Below are 18,694 nucleotides of genomic sequence, written 5' to 3' on the forward strand. Positions count from 1 at the left end.
ACCGTCATTCCAGCGACCGATAGTGGTCGCGAAGCGCGCGCGCGTCGTGCAGCGCATTATGCGGCACCCGGCTGTTCACCGCGGTGCTGAAATTGCTCAACGGAAGCAGCCGGAAGGTGACGTCGCGGATTTCGACCATGTCGCCGGGACCGGTGATCATCAGCTCGCAGAACTTGGCGATATCTTCCGGCCAGTCGACGATGATGGTGATGCGGTCGTCGTGGCGCAGATAGCGTTCGAGCGCCTCGGCCGCCTCGGGCCGGCTCATCCGCCCCCACACCAGGTGCGGGTCGACGGTGTCGAGATAGGGGACGACATAGCGTTCGACCCATGGCACGATCGGCTCGTCGGTGCGCAGCGTCAGATACAGTTCCTCGCCGTCGTCGGGGACGAGCGCCAGGCTGAGCAGGGCGCCGCCGATCCCGTTATATTCGGTGTCGAGGAAATAGCGCACTCGCGATGCTCTGGACTCGTTCGCTGGCGCAGTCCAGTCTCCCGCCCTGCCATAGGGGCTAGGGGGAATTTGCGATGCATTCACACCGGATCGTTCGCGGCGCCGTCAGCGCGCTGCTCGTGGCCAGCGCGCTTCAGGGATTAAGTCCGGCGGCGGCCAAGCCCCCGGCACCGGTGGTGGCCGCGATCCAGGCGGACGAAGCGGCGGCGGTCAAGCGGCTGCAGCAATGGATCGCGTTGCCGACCATCGCCAACATGGGCGTCAACCATGCCGAGGGCGCGGCCCACATGCGCCAGCTCGCGCTCGATGCCGGGTTCCAGCAGGGGGAGGTGATCAAGACCGCGGGCGTGCCGGCGGTATTCGCGACGCTGGATGCGGGCGCGCCGACCACGCTTGGCGTCTATTTCATGTACGACGTGAAGCATTACGACCCGAAGGAATGGAATTCGCCGCCGCTGGAAGCGCGGCTGGTCGACCGGCCGGGCGAGGGCAAGGCGATCGTCGGGCGCGGCGCGGTCAACCAGAAGGGGCCGGAAACGGCCTTCCTGGCCGCCGTAAAGGCGTTCAAGGATTCGGGCACCAAGCTGCCGGTCAACCTTGTGCTGGTCGCGGAAGGCGAAGAGGAAATCGGCTCGCCGAACTTCCCGCAGGCGCTGGCCAGCCCGGCGGTGCAGGCGGCGCTGGGCAAGGCCGCCGGCGTGTTCATCCCAGGCGCGTCGCAGTCGAGCACCGGGTCGGTGTCGACCGAACTTGGCGCCAAGGGCGTGATCGAGGTCCAGCTGATTTCCAGCGGGGAAAAGTGGGGCCGCGGCCCCAACAAGGACGTCCATTCCAGCCTGATGGCGAGCGTCGACAATCCCGCCTGGCGGCTGGTCAAGGCGCTCAACACCTTGGTTGAGGACGACGGCTTCACGCCGGCGATCGACGGCTATTTCGAGAACGTCCGCCCGCTGACCGCGCGCGAAAAGCAGATCATCGCGGAGGAAGTGGCGGCCGGCGACGAAGCCGACATTAAGAAGTCGCTGGGCATCCGGACCTGGGCCAAGGACGAGAATTTCCTGACCAGTTCGATCCGGCTGGCGCAGCGCCCGACGGTCAACATCCAGGGGCTCGTCAGCGGTTACACCGGCCCGGGCGGCAAGACCGTCCTGCCCGGCCGCGCCGAGGCCAAGATGGACCTGCGGCTGGTGCCCAACATGACCTACGACGAAGCGGTGACCAAGCTGAAGGCGCACCTTGCCAAGCGCGGCTTTTCCGACATCGAAGTGGTGGTCAGCGGCGGCTACAGCCCGACCGAAGTGGCCGAGGACAGCGTGATGATCCGCGCGGCGCAGGCGACGCTCAACGGGGCCGGGATCGAAAACACCCTATCGGCGCGGGCCGCGGGCAGCTGGCCCGGCGTAATGTTCACCGGCGCGCCGCTCAAGCTTCCGGCGCTCGGCTTCGGCGCGGGCCGCGGCGGCGGCGCGCATGCGCCGAACGAATGGTTCCTGGTGGATTCGACCAATCCCAAGGTAGCGGGCATGGCCGAACAGTCGGAAATCTACGCCGACTTCCTTTACGAAGTGGCGAAGGCGGCGGCGAAATAGCCTAGTAGCGAAGGGCGCTGCAGTCGTCGGTCGGCGCGGGCCGGCCGCGGCGGCAGCGTTCGATCATCGCGCGCAGTTCGCGGCCGCGGCGCTCGTCCGCCTTGCGCGCTTCGCGGCCGCGACGCTCGTCGATTTCCGACTGGCTGGTGGTCACCGCGTCGACCCCGGCAGAGACCGCGTTTACGCCGGTCTTGGCGACCTTGACCGGTGCGGTGATGGCCGTGCTGGCCAGGCTGGCCAGGCTGGCGACGGCGCAGCCGCTTAGCGACAGACTGGCGGCGAGAATGAGCAGGATCTTCATGGGTAGGGAGACTCGCAGGCTTTTGATTGCCCGGCAATGAACTTCATTCGCCCATCGCGGCATTGGCCAGCTCTTCGGCCTGCAACAGCAACGAATCGTCGGCTTGCGTGCCCGACGGCAGCGCTTCGCGGCCGATGATCACCATCAGGGGCACGGCCATCGGCGTGATCCGCCCGGTATCGACATGGACCATCGTCGCCGCGGCGCGATCGACCAGCCGCACCAGCCGGCCCAGTTCGGTCATCCGTGCCCGAGCATCGTCCCACGCGGCGCGCAGCAGCAGGTGCTGCGGTTCGAACCGGCGCAGCACGTCGTAGATGAGGTCGGTCGAAAAGCTGACCTGCCGCCCGGTCTTCTTGCGGCCGGGGTGCTGGCGTTCGACCAGCCCGCCGATCACCGCCACCTCGCGAAAGGCCTTCTTGAGCAGATAGCTGTTTTCGACCCAGTCGATGAATTCGCGTTCGAGGATGTCGGGGGAGAAGAGCGCCTTGGGATCGATCACCGGTTCCAGCCCGTAGCAGGCGATCGCATAATCGTTGGCGACGAAACCCATCGGCTTAAGCCCCGCGGTTTCCATCCGCCGGGTGACCAGCATGCCCAGCGACTGGTGCGCGTTCCAGCCGTCGAAGCTGTAGGCGACCATGTAATGCAATTTGTCGTGGCGGAAGGTTTCGACCAGCAATTCATTGGGTTCGGGAATGCGGCTGCGGCGATCCTGCACCTCCAGCCATTCGCGCACGTCGTCGGGAAAGCGTTGCCAGTCGTTGCGGTCGGCGAGCATGCCGCGGACGCGGTTGGCAAGGTGGGTCGACAGGCTCATCCGCTGGCCGCCGTAGGTGACCACCCGCGCCTGCGCGGTGCTGGCGTGGACGATGATGTCGGTGTCCTTGAACTGCTCGACCTCCAGGCTCAGCCCGCAGAAGAAGAAATGGTCGCCGGGCGAGAGCGTCGAGGCATAGCCTTCCTCGATCGTGCCGAGCTTGCGGCCGTTGCGGAAGCGGACGGTGAGCAGCGGCTGATCGACGATGACCCCGGCGTTGAGCCGGTGCTGCTGCGCGATCTGCGGCCGGGACAGGCGCCACCGGCCGTCGGGATCCTGGGTCAGCCGGCGGAAGCGATCATAGGCTTTGAGCGCGTAGCCACCGGTGGAAATGAAGCCGAGCACCTCTTCGAACGTGGCCTTTTCAAGTCCCGCATACGGCGCGGCGGAGCGGATTTCGGCGAGCAATTCGTCGGGCAGGAAGGGCGCTGCGCAGGCCATGCCGAGAATATGCTGGGCAAGGACGTCGAGTGTCCCGGGGCGGAAAATCTCCGGGTCCAGCTCGCCATCGTCGATCGCGTCGAGCGCGGCCCGCGCCTCGAGATATTCGAACCGGTTGCCGGGCACGATCATGCCCTTGGACGGCTCGTCTAGCCGGTGGTTGGCGCGCCCGATCCGCTGCAGCAGGCGCGAGCTGCCCTTGGGCGCGCCCATCTGCACGACGAGGTCGATGTCGCCCCAGTCGATGCCGAGGTCGAGGCTGGCGGTTGCGACCAGCCCGCGCAGCCGGCCGGCGGACATCGCCGCTTCGACCTTGCGCCGCGCCTCCAGCGCCAGGCTGCCGTGGTGGATGCCGATCGGCAGCGCCTTGTCGTTCACCGCCCACAGGTCCTGGAAGATCAGTTCGGCCAGGCTGCGGGTGTTGCAGAATACGAGGGTCGTCTTGTGCTGTTCGATGAGGGTCATCACCTCGCGCGCCGCGTGGCGGCCCGAATGGCCGCCCCACGGAATCTTGCTTTCGGGGATGAGAATCGACAGGTCCGGCTCCGCGCCCGGATCGCCGATGACCAGTTCGACGCGGTCCTCGTCCCCGTCGCGCGCCAGCCAGGTGCGGTAGGCGTCGGGATCCGAAATGGTCGCCGACAGGCCGACCCGGCGAAGGTCCGGCGACAGCCGTTGCAGCCGCGCCATCGACAGGGCCAGCAAGTCGCCGCGCTTTTCGCGGGCGAAGGCATGCAGTTCGTCGATGACGATCGTGCGCAGCCCGGCGAACATCTCGTTGCTGTCGGGATAGCTGAGCAGCAGGCTGAGCGATTCCGGGGTCGTCAGCAGGATTTGCGGCGGCTTGATCCGCTGGCGCGCCTTGCGGTCCGACGGCGTGTCGCCGCTGCGTGTCTCGACGCGGATGTCGAGCCCCATCTCCTCGATCGGGCCGAGCAGGTTGCGTTGCACGTCGACGCCCAGCGCCTTGAGCGGCGAAACGTAGAGCGTATGCAGGCCGTCGGCCGGACGGTCGATCAGGTCGCAGATGCTGGGCAGGAAACCGGCCAGTGTCTTGCCCGAGCCGGTCGCGGCGACGAGCAGCGCATCGCGCCCGCGCCGCGCGGCCTGCAGCATTTCGAACTGGTGCCGCCGCGGGGCCCAGCCGCGGCCGGCGAACCAGCTATCGACCTGGGGTGGAAGCGCGACCGCGCTCAGAGGTCCTCGGTCCCCTCGCGGCGGCGGCGTTCCTCATCCGCATACTCGGCCTTGGTGCCCTGGTAGGTGGTCGAATTCGTCCCTTGCGACTTGCCGCGCGAAACGAGCCATACCAGCACGAGCAACATGGCCACCGGGCCGATGATGCTGACGATCCACCATAACGTATCCGACATGTCGCTTCCTCCCTTTCGCGGAACTCTTGTTTCGGTTTGGACACTATAGCTCCAATGGCGCGACTAGGTTCCTGCATCGAGGTTTTTCCGGAGGGCATTTATGTCCGCCCTGCCGACGCGTGGATAGACCCGGCGCAGCCCAAGCCCCGGGCGATGGTCACGCACGGCCATGGCGACCATGCCCGCGGCGGGCACGGCGCGGTGCTGGCAACCCCCGAGACGCTGGCGATCATGGGCGTTCGCTACGGCGACCAGAACGGTCAGCCGGTGGCCTATGGCGAAAGCGTGAAGGTCGGCGACGTCGACGTCAGCTTCGTCCCCGCCGGCCACGTGCTGGGATCGGCGCAGATCGTTCTGGAGCACAAGGGCGAGCGGGTGGTGGTGTCGGGCGACTACAAACGCCGCGCCGACCCGACCTGCGAACCGTTCGTCCCGGTGCCGTGCGACGTGTTCATCACCGAAGCGACCTTCGGCCTGCCGGTGTTTCGCCATCCGGACATTGGCGGCGAAATGGACCGGCTGCTCGCCCGGCTCCACGCGGACCCGGCGCGGTGCGTGCTGATCGGGGCCTATGCGCTGGGCAAGGCGCAACGGGTGATCGCCGAGCTTCGCCGACGCGGCCACAGCGACCCGATCTATTATCACGGCGCGCTCGAGCGGCTGTGCCAGCTGTATCAGGAGCATGGCATCGACCTTGGCGAATTGCGCCACGTCACCAAGGACACCACCAAGGACGAGATGCGCGGGCATATCGTCATCGCCCCGCCGGGCGCGCTCAACGACCGCTGGTCGCGGCGGCTGCCCGACCCGGTGACGGCGATGGCATCGGGCTGGATGCGCATTCGCCAGCGGGCGCGCCAGTCGAACATCGAACTGCCGCTGGTCATTTCCGACCATGCGGACTGGGACGAGCTGACCGCCACCATCCGTGAGGTCGCCCCGCGCGAAGTGTGGATCACCCACGGCCGCGAGGAAGCGTTGAAGCATTGGTGCATGATCCACCAGATCAAGGCGCGCGAGCTCAACCTGGTCGGTTACGAAGACGAGGACGATTGATCATGGCACGATATCTGGCGGCCGGACTGGCCCTGACCCTGGCGGCGTGCAGCGTCGAGAGGCCCGAGGCGGACAATCAGGCGAAGGCCGAGCCCGCGCCGGCACTCGCACCCGCCGGCGCCGCGGCAAACGAGGCCGAGCCGGGCCAGCCCGCGCCGCCGGTGCGATCGGACCGGTCCAGCCGCTTCACCACATTGTCGGACGCGACCTGCAAGCTGGTCGAGGAGAATCGCGAGGAAGCGGGCTATTGGCGGCGTGACTGCGCGGGCGCCGGCGGATTCCGGCTGCAATGGAGCGAAAGCGACCTGCGGCAGGAACTGGCCATCGTGTCCGGGTCGCGCACCGACCGGCTGAGCCTGTCGCGGCTGGTCACCAACGGCGCGTTCGACACGATCGGCAAGACCGTCGAGTGGCGCGGCGATCCGGGCCAGTCGCCCGACCGTCTGGTCGCGCGGGTCAACGTCGCCGACGCCGCCAACCCGCAGGGCCCCGACATCAGCAAGCTGATCGTCGTCCGGCTGGCGCCGAGCGCATGCATCGTCGCCATCGTCGACCCCGGCCCCGACCAGAGTTCGGCCGCGCGCCGGGTGGCCGACGACGATGACCGGTCGTCGTGCCTCCCGGGCTGAGCCGGCGCGGGACCTAGTCTTCGTCCCAGGCGGCGGCGGCAGCGTCGCCGGCACCCCCGGCCACGGCAACCACCAGCAACGCCGCGACCACCACGCCGCCGACGACGAGGGCGGTGGTCCCGCCGCTCATCCTGAGCCGCTTGTCGAGCGCCTTCGAATCCTGGCCGGCGAGGGTCATCCGCGGCGTGGCACCGGGAACGGCGGAAAAGGCCACGCCGTCCCCGATCCGGGGCGCGGTGCCGGCGGTGCGCGTCGCGCCCGCCACGCGCAGGGCGAATTCCGGCCGGGCCGCCGTCTTGCCGCCTAGCGACAGGTGCATGGTTGCCCCGGAAAACAGGAACGACTGCGTTCGCGAACTATCCGCAGTGCCGTCGAAACCGGCCATCCGCGGCTGCGCTGCGGCCGGCGCCGCGAGGCTCGCGGCCGCGACAAGGCTGGCAAAATAGGAAAATGTCTTCATCATCGTCCGGGCTCCCCTGTGGTGAGGCGCACATGATGCAGACGATCGATGCTGGCCGGCTCACCCGTTCGGGTGACGGGGCGCGGCGGACAGGCCCCTAGCAGGCGAGCATGGGCGACCTGTTCGACCTCATTGCCGCCCTGCACGAAGGGATCGACACCGACGAGCATTGGCTCGCGGCGCTCGACCGGCTGAGCGACGAGCTTGGCGGCGCCGCGCTGTTCCTTGGCACCACGCACCGCAACGGCAGCGGGTTCGAACTGTCCGGCCACCGGGTGGAGCCGCAATGGATCGAGCTGGTCAACGGTGAGCTTGCCGGGCACGAATCGAACCCGATCTACGCGATGATCAGTTCCCAGCTGCGGACCGACCCGGCGGCCACGATCATGAAGCCGATCCGGCTGAGCGATGTACTCGAGCCAGCTGCCTTTCGCGCCAGCCCGATTTACAAGCGCGCAATCCAGCCGGCTGGGCATGAACATGCGATGGCGATGGTGCTGTCGGCCGATGCCGCGAGCGCGCTCAGCCTGACGCTGGTCCGCCCCGACCGCGCCGGCGACTTCCGCGACGACGAGATGCAGTTGGTCCGGGCCGTCGGCCCGCACATCGTCGCCGCGCTGAAGATGCGCCACCAGATGTCCGTGGCGCAAAGCGCGGCGATGATGCTCGACCGCTACGACCATGGCATCCTGCTGCTCGCGTCGAGCGGCAACGTCGTCCATGCCAATGCCGATGCGGAGCGCCTGCTGGCGGAACGCGACGGGCTGCAGGTTGATCGCGGGCATTTGCGCGCGGCTTATCCGGCCGACACCGACGCGCTGCGCCAGATGATTTCCGAAGCCGACCGCGCCGCGCGTGCGGCCAGCCTCCAGCCGCGGGCGGCGCTGCGCCTGCGGCGGCCGTCGGGCCAGGACGACCTCGTGCTGCGCGCGCTGCCGGCTCCGCCGATCGTCGCATCGACCTTCGGGGTGGGCGAGCTCGCCACCATTGCCCTGTTCATCCACGATCCGAAAAAGGCGTCGCAGTCGGTCGACCAGGTGATCGCGGACGGTTTCGGATTGACGGCCGCCGAGGCCGCGACCGCGGCGCGCATCTGGGAAGGCGACAGCGTGTCGGAAGCCGCCGCGACGCTCGGCATTTCCGCCAACACGGTCAAAACGCACCTCAAGGCCGCGTTCGAAAAGGCCGGCGTTGATCGCCAGTCGGCGCTGGTGCGCAAGATCGCCGACCTCCTGCGGGCGGTCGGCCACCGCTAGCCGGACTCAGTGCGCGGCTTCGGTCCGCTCTACACCGGACTTGGCCAGCTGGCCGTCGAGCTGTGCGACCAGCCGATCGAGCCCGTCTTGGTCGGCGGCTTCGGCGCGGCCGACCAGCACGTCCTGCGTGTTGGATGCGCGCAGCAGCCACCAGCCGTCGGGTGTCGTCACGCGCGCGCCGTCGACGTCGTCGACATCGGCGCCCGCCGCCTGCAACCGGTGGAGCACTTCGCGGACGACGTCGAACTTGCGCGATTCGTCGACCGGGAAGCGCATTTCGGGCGTAGCGACCGCGGTCGGCATCGCGTCCATCAGCTCGGTCAGGCTCTTGCCCGACCGCCCGACCGCCTCGATCAGCCGGACCGAGGCATAGAGGGCGTCGTCGAAGCCGTACCAGCGGTGCTTGAAGAAGATGTGGCCGCTCATCTCGCCGGCCAGCGGCGCTTCGGTTTCCTTCATCTTCGACTTGATCAGGCTGTGCCCGGTTTTCCACATCAGCGGGCGGCCGCCGAGCTTTTCGACCCGGTCGAACAGGGTCTTGCTGGCCTTCACGTCGGCGATGATGGTCGCGCCGGGGATATCCTGGAGCACCGCTTCGGCGAGGATCATCAGGATCTGGTCGCCCCACACGACGCGGCCGGTGCTGTCGACGGCGCCGATGCGGTCGGCATCGCCGTCGAAGGCGAAGCCCATGTCGCATTGCTTGGCGGCGACCAGCGCCTTCAATTGCGCCAGATTGGCCTCGACCGTCGGGTCGGGATGGTGGCTTGGAAAGGTGCCGTCGATTTCGGCGTTGATGACGAAATGTTCGCCGGGCAGGCGCTCGACCAGCTTTTCGACCGCCAGCCCGCCAGCGCCGTTGCCCGGGTCCCAGGCGATGCGGAACGGCTGGCCGCCGAAATCCTCGACCAGGCGGTCAACGTAGGCGTCGAGCACGTCGGCCTCGGACGTCCCGCCCTGGCCGTCGCTCCACTCGCCCGCGGCGGCGCGCCGGCCCAGCTGCTGGATTTCCTCGCCGAACACGGAGCGGCCCTTCAGCAGCATCTTGAAGCCGTTATAATCGGCCGGGTTGTGGCTGCCGGTGACCTGGATGCCCCCGTCGACGCCCAGCGTGGCGGTGGCGTAATAGAGCATCGGGCTGGGCCCTACGCCGACCCGGACGACATCGAGGCCGCCTTCGGTCAGGCCATCGACCAAAGCGCCTTCAAGCTCCGGCGAGTGCAGCCGGCCGTCGCGGCCGACGGCGATGCGGCCGGCGCCTTCTTCGCGGGCCAGCGCGGCGTAAGACCGGCCGAGCGCGTAGGCGTCTTCCTTGTGGAGGGTTTTGCCGACGATTCCGCGAACGTCATATTCGCGCAGGATGGTGGGTTCGAATTTGTGGGTCATCACGCCGTCGAACACACGAATTCGGCGGTTGGTTCAATGGCGATCACGCCACTTTCTGTTCGGGCTCCGCGCCGGGGATGCCAAGGCCGCTGACCATTTCGCGCAATTCCTGCCGCGCGGTGATGTGGCTGATGCCGACTTCGCCCAGCTGTTCGAAGTCGAGCAGGGTCAGGCCCTTGGGGAAGAGCTCGCGATAGATGACCCGCTCGCCAAGCCCGGGGATGACGCGGAAACCGACGCGGCGGGCCAACTCGTCCAGGGCAGCGCCGACGCGGCGCAGGTTGTGCGATTCGATATGCTGCAGGCGGTTGCGCAGGACGACCCAGTCGACCGACTTGCCGGTGGCCTTGGCCCGTTGCGTGCGGCTGTTCCAGATCAGCTCGGCATAGAAACTGGGCTTGGTGACCTTGAAGTTTTCCGGATGGACCTGGCCGATCAGGTCGAGGTCGACGAAGCTGTCGTTCATCGGCGTCACCAGCGTGTCGGCCATCAGGATCGCCTCTCGCGCCATGGCGTCGTCGCGGCCGGGCGTGTCGATGACGATGACGTCGGCGTCCGAAGAAATGGCGGCGATGGCGTCGGCCAGCGGCTCGCCGTCGCCAAGCACCGCGTAGCGCGCCTGCGGCAAGGCCTTGTCCAGCCGGCGCATGGTCGCGTCGCGGTTTTCGAGATAGCGGGTCATCGTCCGCTGGCGCGTGTCGAGGTCGAGCGCGGCGACGCGGTGCCCCATTGCCGCCAGCGCGACCGCGGTATGGACGGCGGTCGTCGACTTGCCGGTCCCGCCCTTTTCGTTGGCGAAGACGATGAAATGCGGCTGGCCCATGGCGTCAAGGCCTCCCCGGCCCCTTGAATTCGATCCCCCGCGCGTGGAGAAGCGCGGCCCGAACCCAGTCTACCGGAGGCGAATCCGCGGTGCAAACACTCCGTGACCTCGGCCAGTTGAGAAGCGCTCTCGTCGCCCTGCGCGCCGGCGGCCACACGGTCGCGCTGGTTCCGACCATGGGCGCGCTTCACGCCGGGCACCTGGCGCTGATCGAGGCGGCGAAGGACCGCGCCGACCGGGTCGTCGCGACCATCTTCGTCAACCCGCTGCAGTTCGGGGCGGGCGAGGACCTCGACCGCTATCCGCGGCAGGAGAAGGCGGATGCGCGGGCGCTGGAACAGGCGGGGTGCGACCTGTTGTGGATGCCGACCGCGGACCAGATGTACCCGGACGGCTTTGCCACCACGGTCAGCGTCGACGGGCTGAGCAAGCGTTGGGAGGGCACCGCGCGGCCGGGCCATTTCGACGGCGTGGCGACGGTGGTGACCAAGCTGCTGACCGCGGTCCGGCCCGACATCGCCCTGTTCGGCGAAAAGGATTTCCAGCAACTGGCGGTGATCCGCCGATTGGCGGCGGACCTGAACCTGGGCGCCGAGATCGTCGGCGCGCCGACGGTGCGGGACGCGGACGGCCTCGCCCTTTCGTCGCGCAACGCCTATCTTTCGGACGACGACCGGGCGCGGGCCGTATGCCTGCCGCGCGCGCTGGAGCGGGCGGCGGAGGAAATCGCCGACGGCGCGCCGGTCGATCATGCGCTGGACCATGCGCGCCATGCGCTGACCGACGCCGGATTTTCCGTGGTCGATTATGTCGCGCTGGTCGACGAGGCGACGCTCGAGCCGGTGACGGAGCCCGCGGGGCAGATGCGGTTGATCGCGGCCGCGACCATCGGCGGGACGCGGCTGATCGACAACCTTGCGGTGCGCGTTTCGAACTAAGGTTAATCGCGTTAACCATTTCTTCGGAACTGGACGCCGAAAACTCCCATCAGTGGAACAGTGGGGAGTTTGGGGGACATGGCAATCAGCCAGAAAGCACAGGAGTTTCTTATTCGCAGCCGCATCGCCGATGCGGAACGCGGCGATGTCGAAGCCCTGTTCGAGCTCGGGATTACCTTTTCGACCGGTCGCGGCGGCCTCGACGTCGACCTGATCGAAGCGCACAAATGGTTCAACCTCGCGGCCCTGTCGGGATCGACCCGCGGCCAGGAATGTCGTGCCGAGATCGCGCTTGAAATGACCGCCCGGGAAATCGCCGAAGCGCAGCGCCAGGCGCGCGCCTGGCTCGGTACCACGCAACAGCGTTACGCCGCCTGATCTAATATTGCGGTGGCAGCGGGAACGGGGGCATCGGCGCCTGCATCCCGGTGACGACCGTCACCACGCGCGGACCGACGGCGACCGTCGACGGGCCGATGCGCACCGTGCCGGGGCGTTCCTTGCCCCAGCTGGTCAAGGTTATGCGCGCGGGTGAAATTCCCCGCAGCACCAGGAAATTGCGCACCTCGCTGGCGCGCTTTTCACCGATCGCCAGCGCGAAGTCGCGGCTGTCGCGCGCGTCGCCATGCCCTTCCAGCCGGATGCCGACGAACGGGTTGGCAAGCAGCCAGCGTACCTGCGCGGTGAGGGTCGCGACCGCGGTCGCGTCGAGCTGGCTGCCGCGCGGAGGGAAATAGACGGTGTCGCTGCCCGACGCCGCGACGAGATTGCCCTGCAGCATGTCGGGGCTGAGGAAGGGGGGCGCCTGCGGCGGCGGCATCGGCTGCGCGGACGCAGCGCCCGAAGCGGCCAGCGCGATGGCGGCCAGGATCATGCGGGGGTTCATGGCGATCATTCCTCCCGCTGCGACCAGTTCGGATCGGACGCGTCCTGCGGCGTGGACACGGTGCGCGCTTCGCCGCCGGCCAGCGGAATGCTCGACAGGACGGTCCGGCGGGTGCCCGCATCGGCGCTTTGGAACAGGACACGCTGCCCATTCGGGCTCCACGCGGGCTGTTCGTCGTCGGGGCCCTGGCTGAGCAGGCGTTCCTCGCTGCCGTTGGCGTTCATTACGCCGATCCGCGACCACGGGCCTTCGACCTTTTGGAAAGCGATATGGTCGCCATCCGGGCTCCAGCTTGGTGCGCCGTAAACGCCGGTGCCGAAGCTGACGCGGCGCTGGGCGGTGCCGTCGGCGTTCATCACGTACAGCTGCGGGCTTCCGGACCGGTCGCTGACGAACGCGATCTGCGTGCCGTCGGGCGACCAGCTGGGGCTGGTCTCGATCGACGGGGACGTGGTCAGCCGGCGCGGGATGCCGCCGGCGGAATCGACGGTGACGATGTCGGTGTTGCCGCCGCTGGCCACCGCCAGCGCGATGAGCACACCGTCGGGCGAGAAGGCCGGGGCGAAATTGGGATCTTCGGTCTGCAGCAGCGGGCGGTCCGACTTGCTGGCCAATTCGTTGACGCGGACGTGCGCCCGCCCGCCGGTGAAGCTGGTGTAGGCGATGCGCTTGCCCTTGGGCGACCAGTGCGGCGTGACGACGGTCGCGTCGCCTTCGGTGATGAAGCTGTGGCTCGACCCGTCGAAATCCATCACCGCAATGCGCTTGACCGGCGATTCCTCGCGACCGCTTTTGGCGACATAGACGATGCGGCTGTCGAACAGCGGCTTGTCGCCGGTCGCCTGGGTGTAGGCGGCATCGGCGCAGCGGTGCGCGGCGCGGCGCCATTCGCCGGTGGTGACGGCAAAGCCCTGCCGCGCCAGCTCGCGCCCCGATTGCACGTCATAGACGTAGCAGCCGATGGTCAGCCGCCCGTCGCTGCGCGCGTTGACGAAGCCGGACAGCAAGAGCTTGGCGCCGACCGACCGCCATTGCGGATAGGCCGGGGCGGTGATTTCGGGATAGGAGGGGACGCGCACGTTGCTGGTGTCGGCGATGATGACGCTGGCCGTGGACTTGAGGTCGGCGGTGACGAGATCGGCGATCTGGGTCGCGATCGTATAGGTCGTACCGGCGTCGGTTTCCTCGTTGCTGGCGGTGGCGAAGTGGGGGACGGCGACCACCGTCGCGCTCGCCTCGCGCGGTTGCGCGCCGGCGGCTGCGGGCAAGGCGGACAAGGCGGCAAGGGCCGCGGCGATAATCGGGCTAGGACGCATCGGGCCCCGCCTTAGCAATCGCCCGGAAACGGTCCACCCATTCGCTCGGCTGGCGGTGCGGCCGCTGGTCGGCGCTGAGGAAGGCGGCGGTCACCATGGCGTCGGTCAGGACTTGGCCGCCGCGCATGACTCGCTGCTGAATGACGACCGAAACGCCGCGCAGCTGTTCGACCGTGCTGACCACCAGCAAGTCGTCGCCAAGGAAGGCGGGCTTGCGATATTTGATCGCCACGTCGGCCACCGCATAGGTGCGGCCAGTGGCGCGCAACTCGCCCGCAAGGTCGATGCCGCAGGCGCGGATCATGTCCGACCGGGCCCGTTCCATGAACTTCAGGTAATTGGCGTAATAGACGATGCCGGCCGCGTCGGTGTCCTCGAAATAGACGGTCAGTGCATAATGGTGGTCGGCGCCGATGAAGCCGCCGCGATAGGGCGTGTCGAGCGATGAAGCAGTCACGGCACCGCCTGTAGCGAGCGCGGAGTCGCCGGGTCAAACATCGCTTGACGAGAGTGTAACGCTAAGGTTACATGTAACCTACACGTTACAGGGGTTACGGAATGACGACCATGAGCGAAGCGGCGGAAGCCGAGCGGTTGAGCCGGCGGCGAGGGCGGATATTGCCGATGCTGACTCTCCTGTTCCTGATCCAGCAGGCGAGTTTTTTCAGCCAGCTGGGCCAGGGCGATACGCCTATCGACCATGTGAAGATCAGCGCGTGGATGGTGATGTCGCTCCTGCTGGTGCTGATGCTCTACACCGGTGGAGGCTGGTTCCATTCGCGGCGGGTGCGCGAGCTGGCCAATGACGAATCGACCCGGGCCTTCCGTCAATCCGCGCTCAACCTGGGTTTCTTGATGACGATGCTGGCCGCGCTGGCCGTGGCGCTGGTGTCGATGGTCCAACCGATTGGCCCGCGGGAGGCGGTTCAGGTTATCGTTTCGGTGGGAGTTGTCACTGCCATGCTCCGTTTCGCTTTCCTAGAGCGCCGCGCGCAACGCGATGGCTGAACGGCTGGCCAACTGCATCAAGGAAAAGCGGACGGAGGCGGGGTTGACCCAGCTCCAACTGGCGGAGGCGGTCGGGGTCACGCGGAAGACCGTCAACACCGTCGAGAACGGCATCTTCACGCCGTCGGCGACGCTGGCGATCAAGCTCGCCGCAGCGCTCGGCCTTACGGTCGAACAGCTGTTCTGGGTGGAGCGCTGAGCTCGGCGATCTGGCGCAGAAGGTCGCCCTGCGCGACCGACATGTCGGCCAGGTGCATGCCCCAGCCGGGCAGGAACATGCCGCCGATACCGACTTCGCCGCCGATGCGGCTGGTGCGCTTCGACCCCGGGACCGTGGCGGTGCGCAGCGACAGGTAGCCGCGGCGGCCGTTGGTCACGCACTTGCCCGACGTCAGGCCTTCGGCGCGGACGTAGGCGGTCGGCGGCGGGCCTTCGCTGGACCAGGCGATCGGGCCGCCCGGCACCGGATAGGTGGAGCGGGTGTACCAATAGCTGTCGAGCGGCTGCCACACGGTCGAGCCGGGCGAGGCGGGGTTGGTGCAGGCGACCGTCATGCCGGGCGCCGCGGACCAGCCGAACATGGCGGCGTCGGGCGGCGGATTGCCGTCGCGGAAGCTGACCCAGCTCATCACGCAGCCGCGCTGCGAAGCGGTGGTGCAAATGGGCGTTGACTGGAAGGTGCCGCCGACGGTCCGGCCTTGCGGCACCAGCGTGTTGTAGCCGGGAAGGATGGCACGGACCATCTGGCGGGCGATCGGCTTGCCTTCGATCTCGCGCTTGATCAGCTCCTGCAGCATCAGCGAACCCTGGCTGTGCCCGATGAGGACGAACGGGCGGCCCTTGTTGGAATTGGCAAGGTAGGCGCGCCAGGCGCGGGCGACGTCGGCATAGGCCAGTTCGCCCGCCGCCTTGATGTCGCTGCCGAAAGCGGAGGCGGCGACCGCGCCAAGCGTCATCTGGCGATAGACCGGCGCGAACGGCCGGCACACGGAGGCGAAGCGCGCGAACTGCGACTTCACCGCGCCGATTTCCTCGCGCACGACGAGATCGCTGTTGAGCCCGCTGTCGCCGGACATGGTCGGGTAGACGTAGAAGCAATCGACCGGCGCGTTGCGGGCCGGCGCGACCTGCCCGTTGGAGCCGTAGCCGGCGGCGGTGAGCGCGGTCGTCGGCAACGGATCGGAACAGGCGTCCTTGCGGCCGGGCAGGCACAGCCAGTTGGCCTGCACCGCATAGTCGGGCGGCGGCACCGGCGCGGCCTGGGCATTGGCGGGCTGGGCCGGCGACAAGGCCGCGATCACCCCGGTGATGAATTTTTCCATTACTTGGATTGGCTGTCCCCGTCGAAAAGTCCGGTCTGGCTGCCCTGTGGCGGGTTGAGCCCGAGATGGGTCCAGCCGCGGCCGTTAAGGCAGCGGCCTCTTGCCGTGCGGGCGATGAGGCCAAGCTGAATGAGGAAGGGTTCGATCACGTCCTCGATCGTGTCGCGCGGTTCGGACAGGCCCGCGGCCAAAGTCTCGATCCCCACCGGGCCGCCCCCGTAAAGGTCGGCGATCATCGTCAGATAGCGCCGGTCCATCGCGTCGAGCCCAAGCGCGTCGATTTCCAGCCGGGACAAGGCGGAATCGGCCGTCGCCGCGTCGATCCGCTGGTTGCCCGCGGCGTGGGCGAAATCGCGCACTCGGCGCAGCAGCCGGCCGGCAATGCGCGGCGTCCCGCGCGAGCGGCGGGCGATTTCCCGGGCGCCGTCGTCGGCGATGTCGGCGTCGAGCAGGCGGGCAGCGCGGCGGACGACCAGCTCCAGTTCCTCGACGGTGTAGAAATTGAGCCGGACCGGAATGCCGAAGCGGTCGCGCAGCGGCGTGGTCAGCAGGCCCTGCCGGGTGGTCGCGCCGACGAGGGTGAAGCGCGGCAGGTCGATCCGCACCGAGCGCGCCGACGGGCCTTCGCCGATCATCAGATCGAGCGCGCGGTCCTCCATTGCCGGATACAGAACTTCCTCGACCGCCGGATTGAGGCGGTGGATCTCGTCGATGAACAGGACGTCGCCGTCCTCGAGGTTGGTGAGCAGCGCGGCAAGATCGCCGGACTTGGCGATGACCGGGCCGGAGGTGGCGCGAAAACCGACGCCCATTTCGCGGGCAAGGATGGCGGCCAGCGTCGTCTTGCCCAGCCCCGGCGGTCCGTGGAGCAGGACATGGTCGAGCGCTTCGCCGCGGCCCTTTGCCGCGTTGACGAACACGCGCAGGTTCTCGCGCGCGGCCTTCTGCCCGATGAATTCGTCGAGGCTTTTCGGGCGCAGCGCCTGGTCGGCGTCTTCGCTGGTGCGCTCGGGCGTGGTGATCCGGGCCGGGTCGGTTGCCATCCCGTCCTGATTCGCAGATGCAGATGCCAACGACAAGATAAAGCGGGGGCTTTCCGATGCTGATCGACCGGCGGACGGTGATGACGGGTGCGGTGGCCGCAATGGCGGCGGCGCCGTTGGCCGCAAGGGCCAGGCCGGCGGCCAGCGCAAGCTGGTTCGACCGGGCGATCATCATCGACGGCCTTGGCGGCATCGGCGACCCCTACGATGGCAGCGACGCGACGCGCTTGAGCGATCGCAGCTGGCAGGAAACGCTGCAAACCGGCGTAACCGCAGCCCGGGACACGGTGATGCCGGTCGGCAACGTCGCCGATCCGTGGGGCGATTATCAAAAGGACGTCGAGACCAAGCGCGGCTACTTCAATGCCAACCCGGATCGGCTGATCCACGTGCGCAGCGCTGCCGACATCCTCAAGGCCAAGCGCGAGAAGAAATTCGCCCTGATCCTCGGCACGCAGGACACGGCGATGATCGGCGGCGAGCTCGACCGACTGGCGCAGTTGAAGAAGGACGGCGTGCTGACCGTCCAGCTGACCTACAACAATGGCAATTTGGCCGGTGACGGCGCGCTCGAGCCGCGCGATGGCGGCGTCACCAAGCTGGGCAAGGCGACGATCGAGCGGATCGAGGCGGAAAAGCTGCTGCTCGACCTGAGCCATGGTGGAGCCCGGACAATGGCGGAAGCAACGGCGCTGGCGAAGCGGCCGCTGGTGATCAGCCATACCGGCGCCCGCAGCCTGACCGAGCATCCCCGCAATACCGCCGATGCGACAATGAAGGCGGTTGCCGACAAGGGCGGCGTGGTCGGGGTATATTGGATGCCGTTCCTGGCGGCCGGCCGGCCGGCGACCGAAGCGGACCTGATCGCTCATATCGAGCGCGTCGCCAATGTCGTCGGCGAAGATCATGTCGGGATCGGCACTGACAACGGTGTCCTGCCGCTGGCGCTCAACGCCGAAGCGAAGAAGAAAATGGACGACTGGTCGCGCGAGCGGGCGGCCCGCGGCATTGCCTCGCCCGGCGAAGGCGTCGGCATCTATCCGTTCATCGAGGAGCTGAACCGCATCGACCGCTACCGCTCGGTGGCCGCAACCCTGCACAAGCGCGGGTGGAGCGTCAGTCGGCTGGAGAAGCTGTTCGGCAGCAATTTCCTGCGCGTCTATCGCGAGGTCTGGGGCGGCTAGACCTCGCGGCTGGCGCTGCGCCGCTGCCACGGCCAGCGGCCCTCGATCTCCACTTCCAGCGACCAGCTGAGGAAGGTCCGGATCGCCACGATCCCGGCCAGCACCGCCAGGCTCTGCAGCGTCGGCGTTACCGCCACGGTGTTGATGATGTCCGCGGCGACGAGGAATTCGAGGCCCAGCAGGATCGCCCGTCCGAGGTTGGAGCGAAAGTCGGCCACCGCCTGGTCGCGGGACCGCGGGTCGAACGAGCGGATGAGAAAGCGCAACAGGTAGAAGAAGGCCCCGAGCGCGATGATCGCGATGCCCAGCAGCTCGATGATTCGGCCGACGGTGTGGGCGATGTCGATGGATAGGGCGTCAAGCATGGCGGCAGAACACCACAACCGTCCCCCGCCGACAATATGGCTGG

22 protein-coding genes are annotated in these 18,694 nt (G+C 67.9%); 9 read left to right on the forward strand and 13 right to left on the reverse strand.

The genetic code is table 11. The annotated features are described in order from the left end of the window. Positions 1-4 precede the first annotated feature (4 nt). Positions 5-454, reverse strand: coding sequence for a hypothetical protein (locus tag H8M03_RS09730; protein ID WP_187479247.1), 450 nt, complete (start codon positions 452-454; stop codon positions 5-7). Between the two features lie 74 nt (positions 455-528). On the opposite strand from H8M03_RS09730, the gene H8M03_RS09735 reads away from it, so the two are divergent. Beyond that, a complete protein-coding gene (locus H8M03_RS09735) occupies positions 529-2,043 on the forward strand; it encodes a M20/M25/M40 family metallo-hydrolase (RefSeq protein ID WP_187479248.1) in 1,515 nt (504 codons plus the stop codon). A gap of 1 nt (position 2,044) precedes the next feature. Here the strand turns inward: H8M03_RS09735 and H8M03_RS09740 are convergent, their stop codons facing one another. The 3 genes from H8M03_RS09740 to H8M03_RS09750 form a co-directional block, all read right to left on the reverse strand. After that, positions 2,045-2,344, reverse strand: a complete 300-nt coding sequence (locus tag H8M03_RS09740; protein WP_187479249.1) for a hypothetical protein — start codon at positions 2,342-2,344, stop codon at positions 2,045-2,047. 43 nt (positions 2,345-2,387) lie between these two features. After that, entirely contained in the window at positions 2,388-4,721 is a 2,334-nt protein-coding gene (locus H8M03_RS09745; protein WP_246448843.1) for a ligase-associated DNA damage response DEXH box helicase, read from the reverse strand. A gap of 77 nt (positions 4,722-4,798) precedes the next feature. Next, a complete protein-coding gene (locus H8M03_RS09750) occupies positions 4,799-4,978 on the reverse strand; it encodes a hypothetical protein (protein WP_187479250.1) in 180 nt (59 codons plus the stop codon). Positions 4,979-5,032: 54 nt separating this feature from the next. On the opposite strand from H8M03_RS09750, the gene H8M03_RS09755 reads away from it, so the two are divergent. Together H8M03_RS09755 and H8M03_RS09760 are read left to right on the forward strand one after the other, a co-directional pair. Then, positions 5,033-6,034 (forward strand): ligase-associated DNA damage response exonuclease, encoded by a 1,002-nt coding sequence (locus H8M03_RS09755; RefSeq protein WP_187479251.1) that lies wholly within the window; start codon positions 5,033-5,035, stop codon positions 6,032-6,034. 2 nt (positions 6,035-6,036) lie between these two features. Beyond that, entirely contained in the window at positions 6,037-6,663 is a 627-nt protein-coding gene (locus tag H8M03_RS09760; RefSeq protein ID WP_187479252.1) for a hypothetical protein, read from the forward strand. 13 nt (positions 6,664-6,676) lie between these two features. Here H8M03_RS09760 and H8M03_RS09765 read toward each other — a convergent pair whose 3' ends face one another. Further along, positions 6,677-7,126: a hypothetical protein gene (locus H8M03_RS09765; RefSeq protein WP_187479253.1), complete on the reverse strand. Its 450-nt coding sequence runs from the start codon at positions 7,124-7,126 to the stop codon at positions 6,677-6,679. Between the two features lie 107 nt (positions 7,127-7,233). Here H8M03_RS09765 and H8M03_RS09770 point away from each other — a divergent pair, with 107 nt between their 5' ends. Beyond that, positions 7,234-8,379 carry a helix-turn-helix transcriptional regulator gene (locus tag H8M03_RS09770; RefSeq protein WP_187479254.1) on the forward strand — a complete coding sequence of 382 codons (1,146 nt, stop codon included), beginning with the start codon at positions 7,234-7,236 and terminating at the stop codon, positions 8,377-8,379. A 6-nt stretch (positions 8,380-8,385) separates the two neighbouring features. Here the strand turns inward: H8M03_RS09770 and pgmG are convergent, their stop codons facing one another. Both pgmG and H8M03_RS09780 read right to left on the reverse strand, forming a co-directional pair. Then, a complete protein-coding gene (pgmG, locus tag H8M03_RS09775) occupies positions 8,386-9,765 on the reverse strand; it encodes a phosphoglucomutase/phosphomannomutase PgmG (RefSeq protein WP_187481034.1) in 1,380 nt (459 codons plus the stop codon). Between the two features lie 43 nt (positions 9,766-9,808). Then, a complete protein-coding gene (locus tag H8M03_RS09780) occupies positions 9,809-10,588 on the reverse strand; it encodes a division plane positioning ATPase MipZ (RefSeq protein ID WP_187479255.1) in 780 nt (259 codons plus the stop codon). 89 nt (positions 10,589-10,677) lie between these two features. Between H8M03_RS09780 and panC the strand changes: the two genes are divergently transcribed. Both panC and H8M03_RS09790 read left to right on the forward strand, forming a co-directional pair. Beyond that, positions 10,678-11,526: a pantoate--beta-alanine ligase gene (gene panC / locus H8M03_RS09785; protein WP_187479256.1), complete on the forward strand. Its 849-nt coding sequence runs from the start codon at positions 10,678-10,680 to the stop codon at positions 11,524-11,526. Positions 11,527-11,604: 78 nt separating this feature from the next. Next, entirely contained in the window at positions 11,605-11,904 is a 300-nt protein-coding gene (locus H8M03_RS09790; protein ID WP_187479257.1) for an SEL1-like repeat protein, read from the forward strand. A 1-nt stretch (position 11,905) separates the two neighbouring features. On the opposite strand, the gene H8M03_RS09795 is transcribed toward H8M03_RS09790, so the two are convergent. Genes H8M03_RS09795 through H8M03_RS09805 form a run of 3 tightly spaced genes read right to left on the reverse strand, consistent with a single transcriptional unit; the run spans position 11,906 to position 14,185 of the window. Continuing rightward, the gene (locus tag H8M03_RS09795; RefSeq protein ID WP_187479258.1) at positions 11,906-12,412 is read right to left on the reverse strand and encodes an OmpA family protein; all 507 of its coding nucleotides are present in this window, start codon (positions 12,410-12,412) and stop codon (positions 11,906-11,908) included. 5 nt (positions 12,413-12,417) lie between these two features. Then, positions 12,418-13,728: a Tol-Pal system beta propeller repeat protein TolB gene (tolB, locus tag H8M03_RS09800; protein WP_187479259.1), complete on the reverse strand. Its 1,311-nt coding sequence runs from the start codon at positions 13,726-13,728 to the stop codon at positions 12,418-12,420. Continuing rightward, positions 13,718-14,185, reverse strand: coding sequence for a YbgC/FadM family acyl-CoA thioesterase (locus H8M03_RS09805; protein ID WP_187479260.1), 468 nt, complete (start codon positions 14,183-14,185; stop codon positions 13,718-13,720). Before H8M03_RS09805 ends, tolB begins: the two co-directional genes overlap by 11 nt. A 101-nt stretch (positions 14,186-14,286) precedes the next feature. Here H8M03_RS09805 and H8M03_RS09810 point away from each other — a divergent pair, with 101 nt between their 5' ends. Both H8M03_RS09810 and H8M03_RS09815 read left to right on the forward strand, forming a co-directional pair. After that, on the forward strand, positions 14,287-14,736 hold the full coding sequence (locus H8M03_RS09810; protein ID WP_187479261.1) for a hypothetical protein: 450 nt from the start codon (positions 14,287-14,289) through the stop codon (positions 14,734-14,736). After that, a complete protein-coding gene (locus H8M03_RS09815; RefSeq protein WP_187479262.1) occupies positions 14,729-14,935 on the forward strand; it encodes a helix-turn-helix transcriptional regulator in 207 nt (68 codons plus the stop codon). The genes H8M03_RS09810 and H8M03_RS09815 overlap by 8 nt, the downstream gene beginning before the upstream one ends. On the opposite strand, the gene H8M03_RS09820 is transcribed toward H8M03_RS09815, so the two are convergent. Both H8M03_RS09820 and ruvB read right to left on the reverse strand, forming a co-directional pair. Continuing rightward, a complete protein-coding gene (locus H8M03_RS09820; protein ID WP_187479263.1) occupies positions 14,901-16,058 on the reverse strand; it encodes a DUF3089 domain-containing protein in 1,158 nt (385 codons plus the stop codon). The two genes, H8M03_RS09815 and H8M03_RS09820, sit on opposite strands and share 35 nt — an antisense overlap. Continuing rightward, positions 16,058-17,101 (reverse strand): Holliday junction branch migration DNA helicase RuvB, encoded by a 1,044-nt coding sequence (ruvB, locus tag H8M03_RS09825; RefSeq protein ID WP_187479264.1) that lies wholly within the window; start codon positions 17,099-17,101, stop codon positions 16,058-16,060. The genes H8M03_RS09820 and ruvB overlap by 1 nt, the downstream gene beginning before the upstream one ends. Before the next feature lie 56 nt (positions 17,102-17,157). Between ruvB and H8M03_RS09830 the strand changes: the two genes are divergently transcribed. Continuing rightward, positions 17,158-18,285 carry a dipeptidase gene (locus H8M03_RS09830; protein WP_187479265.1) on the forward strand — a complete coding sequence of 376 codons (1,128 nt, stop codon included), beginning with the start codon at positions 17,158-17,160 and terminating at the stop codon, positions 18,283-18,285. Here H8M03_RS09830 and H8M03_RS09835 read toward each other — a convergent pair. Then, entirely contained in the window at positions 18,282-18,650 is a 369-nt protein-coding gene (locus tag H8M03_RS09835) for a DUF1622 domain-containing protein (protein ID WP_187479266.1), read from the reverse strand. The two genes, H8M03_RS09830 and H8M03_RS09835, sit on opposite strands and share 4 nt — an antisense overlap. Between the last annotated feature and the right edge of the window lie 44 nt (positions 18,651-18,694).

It is taken from the genome of Sphingomonas sabuli (genome assembly GCF_014352855.1).
GTDB classification, from domain to species: domain Bacteria; phylum Pseudomonadota; class Alphaproteobacteria; order Sphingomonadales; family Sphingomonadaceae; genus Sphingomicrobium; species Sphingomicrobium sabuli.

Excerpts from the sequence above, each read along its gene's own strand:
- H8M03_RS09790 (WP_187479257.1), top strand. The coding sequence starts at position 11,605 with ATGGCAATCAGCCAGAAAGCACAGGAGTTTCTTATTCGCAGCCGCATC.
- H8M03_RS09760 (WP_187479252.1), top strand. The coding sequence starts at position 6,037 with ATGGCACGATATCTGGCGGCCGGACTGGCCCTGACCCTGGCGGCGTGC.
- H8M03_RS09770 (WP_187479254.1), top strand. The coding sequence starts at position 7,234 with ATGGGCGACCTGTTCGACCTCATTGCCGCCCTGCACGAAGGGATCGAC.
- H8M03_RS09810 (WP_187479261.1), top strand. The coding sequence starts at position 14,287 with ATGACGACCATGAGCGAAGCGGCGGAAGCCGAGCGGTTGAGCCGGCGG.
- H8M03_RS09750 (WP_187479250.1), bottom strand. The coding sequence starts at position 4,978 with ATGTCGGATACGTTATGGTGGATCGTCAGCATCATCGGCCCGGTGGCC.
- H8M03_RS09735 (WP_187479248.1), top strand. The coding sequence starts at position 529 with ATGCATTCACACCGGATCGTTCGCGGCGCCGTCAGCGCGCTGCTCGTG.
- H8M03_RS09745 (WP_246448843.1), bottom strand. The coding sequence starts at position 4,721 with ATGCTGCAGGCCGCGCGGCGCGGGCGCGATGCGCTGCTCGTCGCCGCG.
- H8M03_RS09765 (WP_187479253.1), bottom strand. The coding sequence starts at position 7,126 with ATGATGAAGACATTTTCCTATTTTGCCAGCCTTGTCGCGGCCGCGAGC.
- H8M03_RS09830 (WP_187479265.1), top strand. The coding sequence starts at position 17,158 with ATGCTGATCGACCGGCGGACGGTGATGACGGGTGCGGTGGCCGCAATG.
- H8M03_RS09820 (WP_187479263.1), bottom strand. The coding sequence starts at position 16,058 with ATGGAAAAATTCATCACCGGGGTGATCGCGGCCTTGTCGCCGGCCCAG.
- H8M03_RS09780 (WP_187479255.1), bottom strand. The coding sequence starts at position 10,588 with ATGGGCCAGCCGCATTTCATCGTCTTCGCCAACGAAAAGGGCGGGACC.
- tolB (WP_187479259.1), bottom strand. The coding sequence starts at position 13,728 with ATGCGTCCTAGCCCGATTATCGCCGCGGCCCTTGCCGCCTTGTCCGCC.
- ruvB (WP_187479264.1), bottom strand. The coding sequence starts at position 17,101 with ATGGCAACCGACCCGGCCCGGATCACCACGCCCGAGCGCACCAGCGAA.
- H8M03_RS09795 (WP_187479258.1), bottom strand. The coding sequence starts at position 12,412 with ATGAACCCCCGCATGATCCTGGCCGCCATCGCGCTGGCCGCTTCGGGC.
- H8M03_RS09755 (WP_187479251.1), top strand. The coding sequence starts at position 5,033 with ATGGCGCGACTAGGTTCCTGCATCGAGGTTTTTCCGGAGGGCATTTAT.
- H8M03_RS09815 (WP_187479262.1), top strand. The coding sequence starts at position 14,729 with ATGGCTGAACGGCTGGCCAACTGCATCAAGGAAAAGCGGACGGAGGCG.
- H8M03_RS09835 (WP_187479266.1), bottom strand. The coding sequence starts at position 18,650 with ATGCTTGACGCCCTATCCATCGACATCGCCCACACCGTCGGCCGAATC.
- H8M03_RS09740 (WP_187479249.1), bottom strand. The coding sequence starts at position 2,344 with ATGAAGATCCTGCTCATTCTCGCCGCCAGTCTGTCGCTAAGCGGCTGC.
- pgmG (WP_187481034.1), bottom strand. The coding sequence starts at position 9,765 with ATGACCCACAAATTCGAACCCACCATCCTGCGCGAATATGACGTTCGC.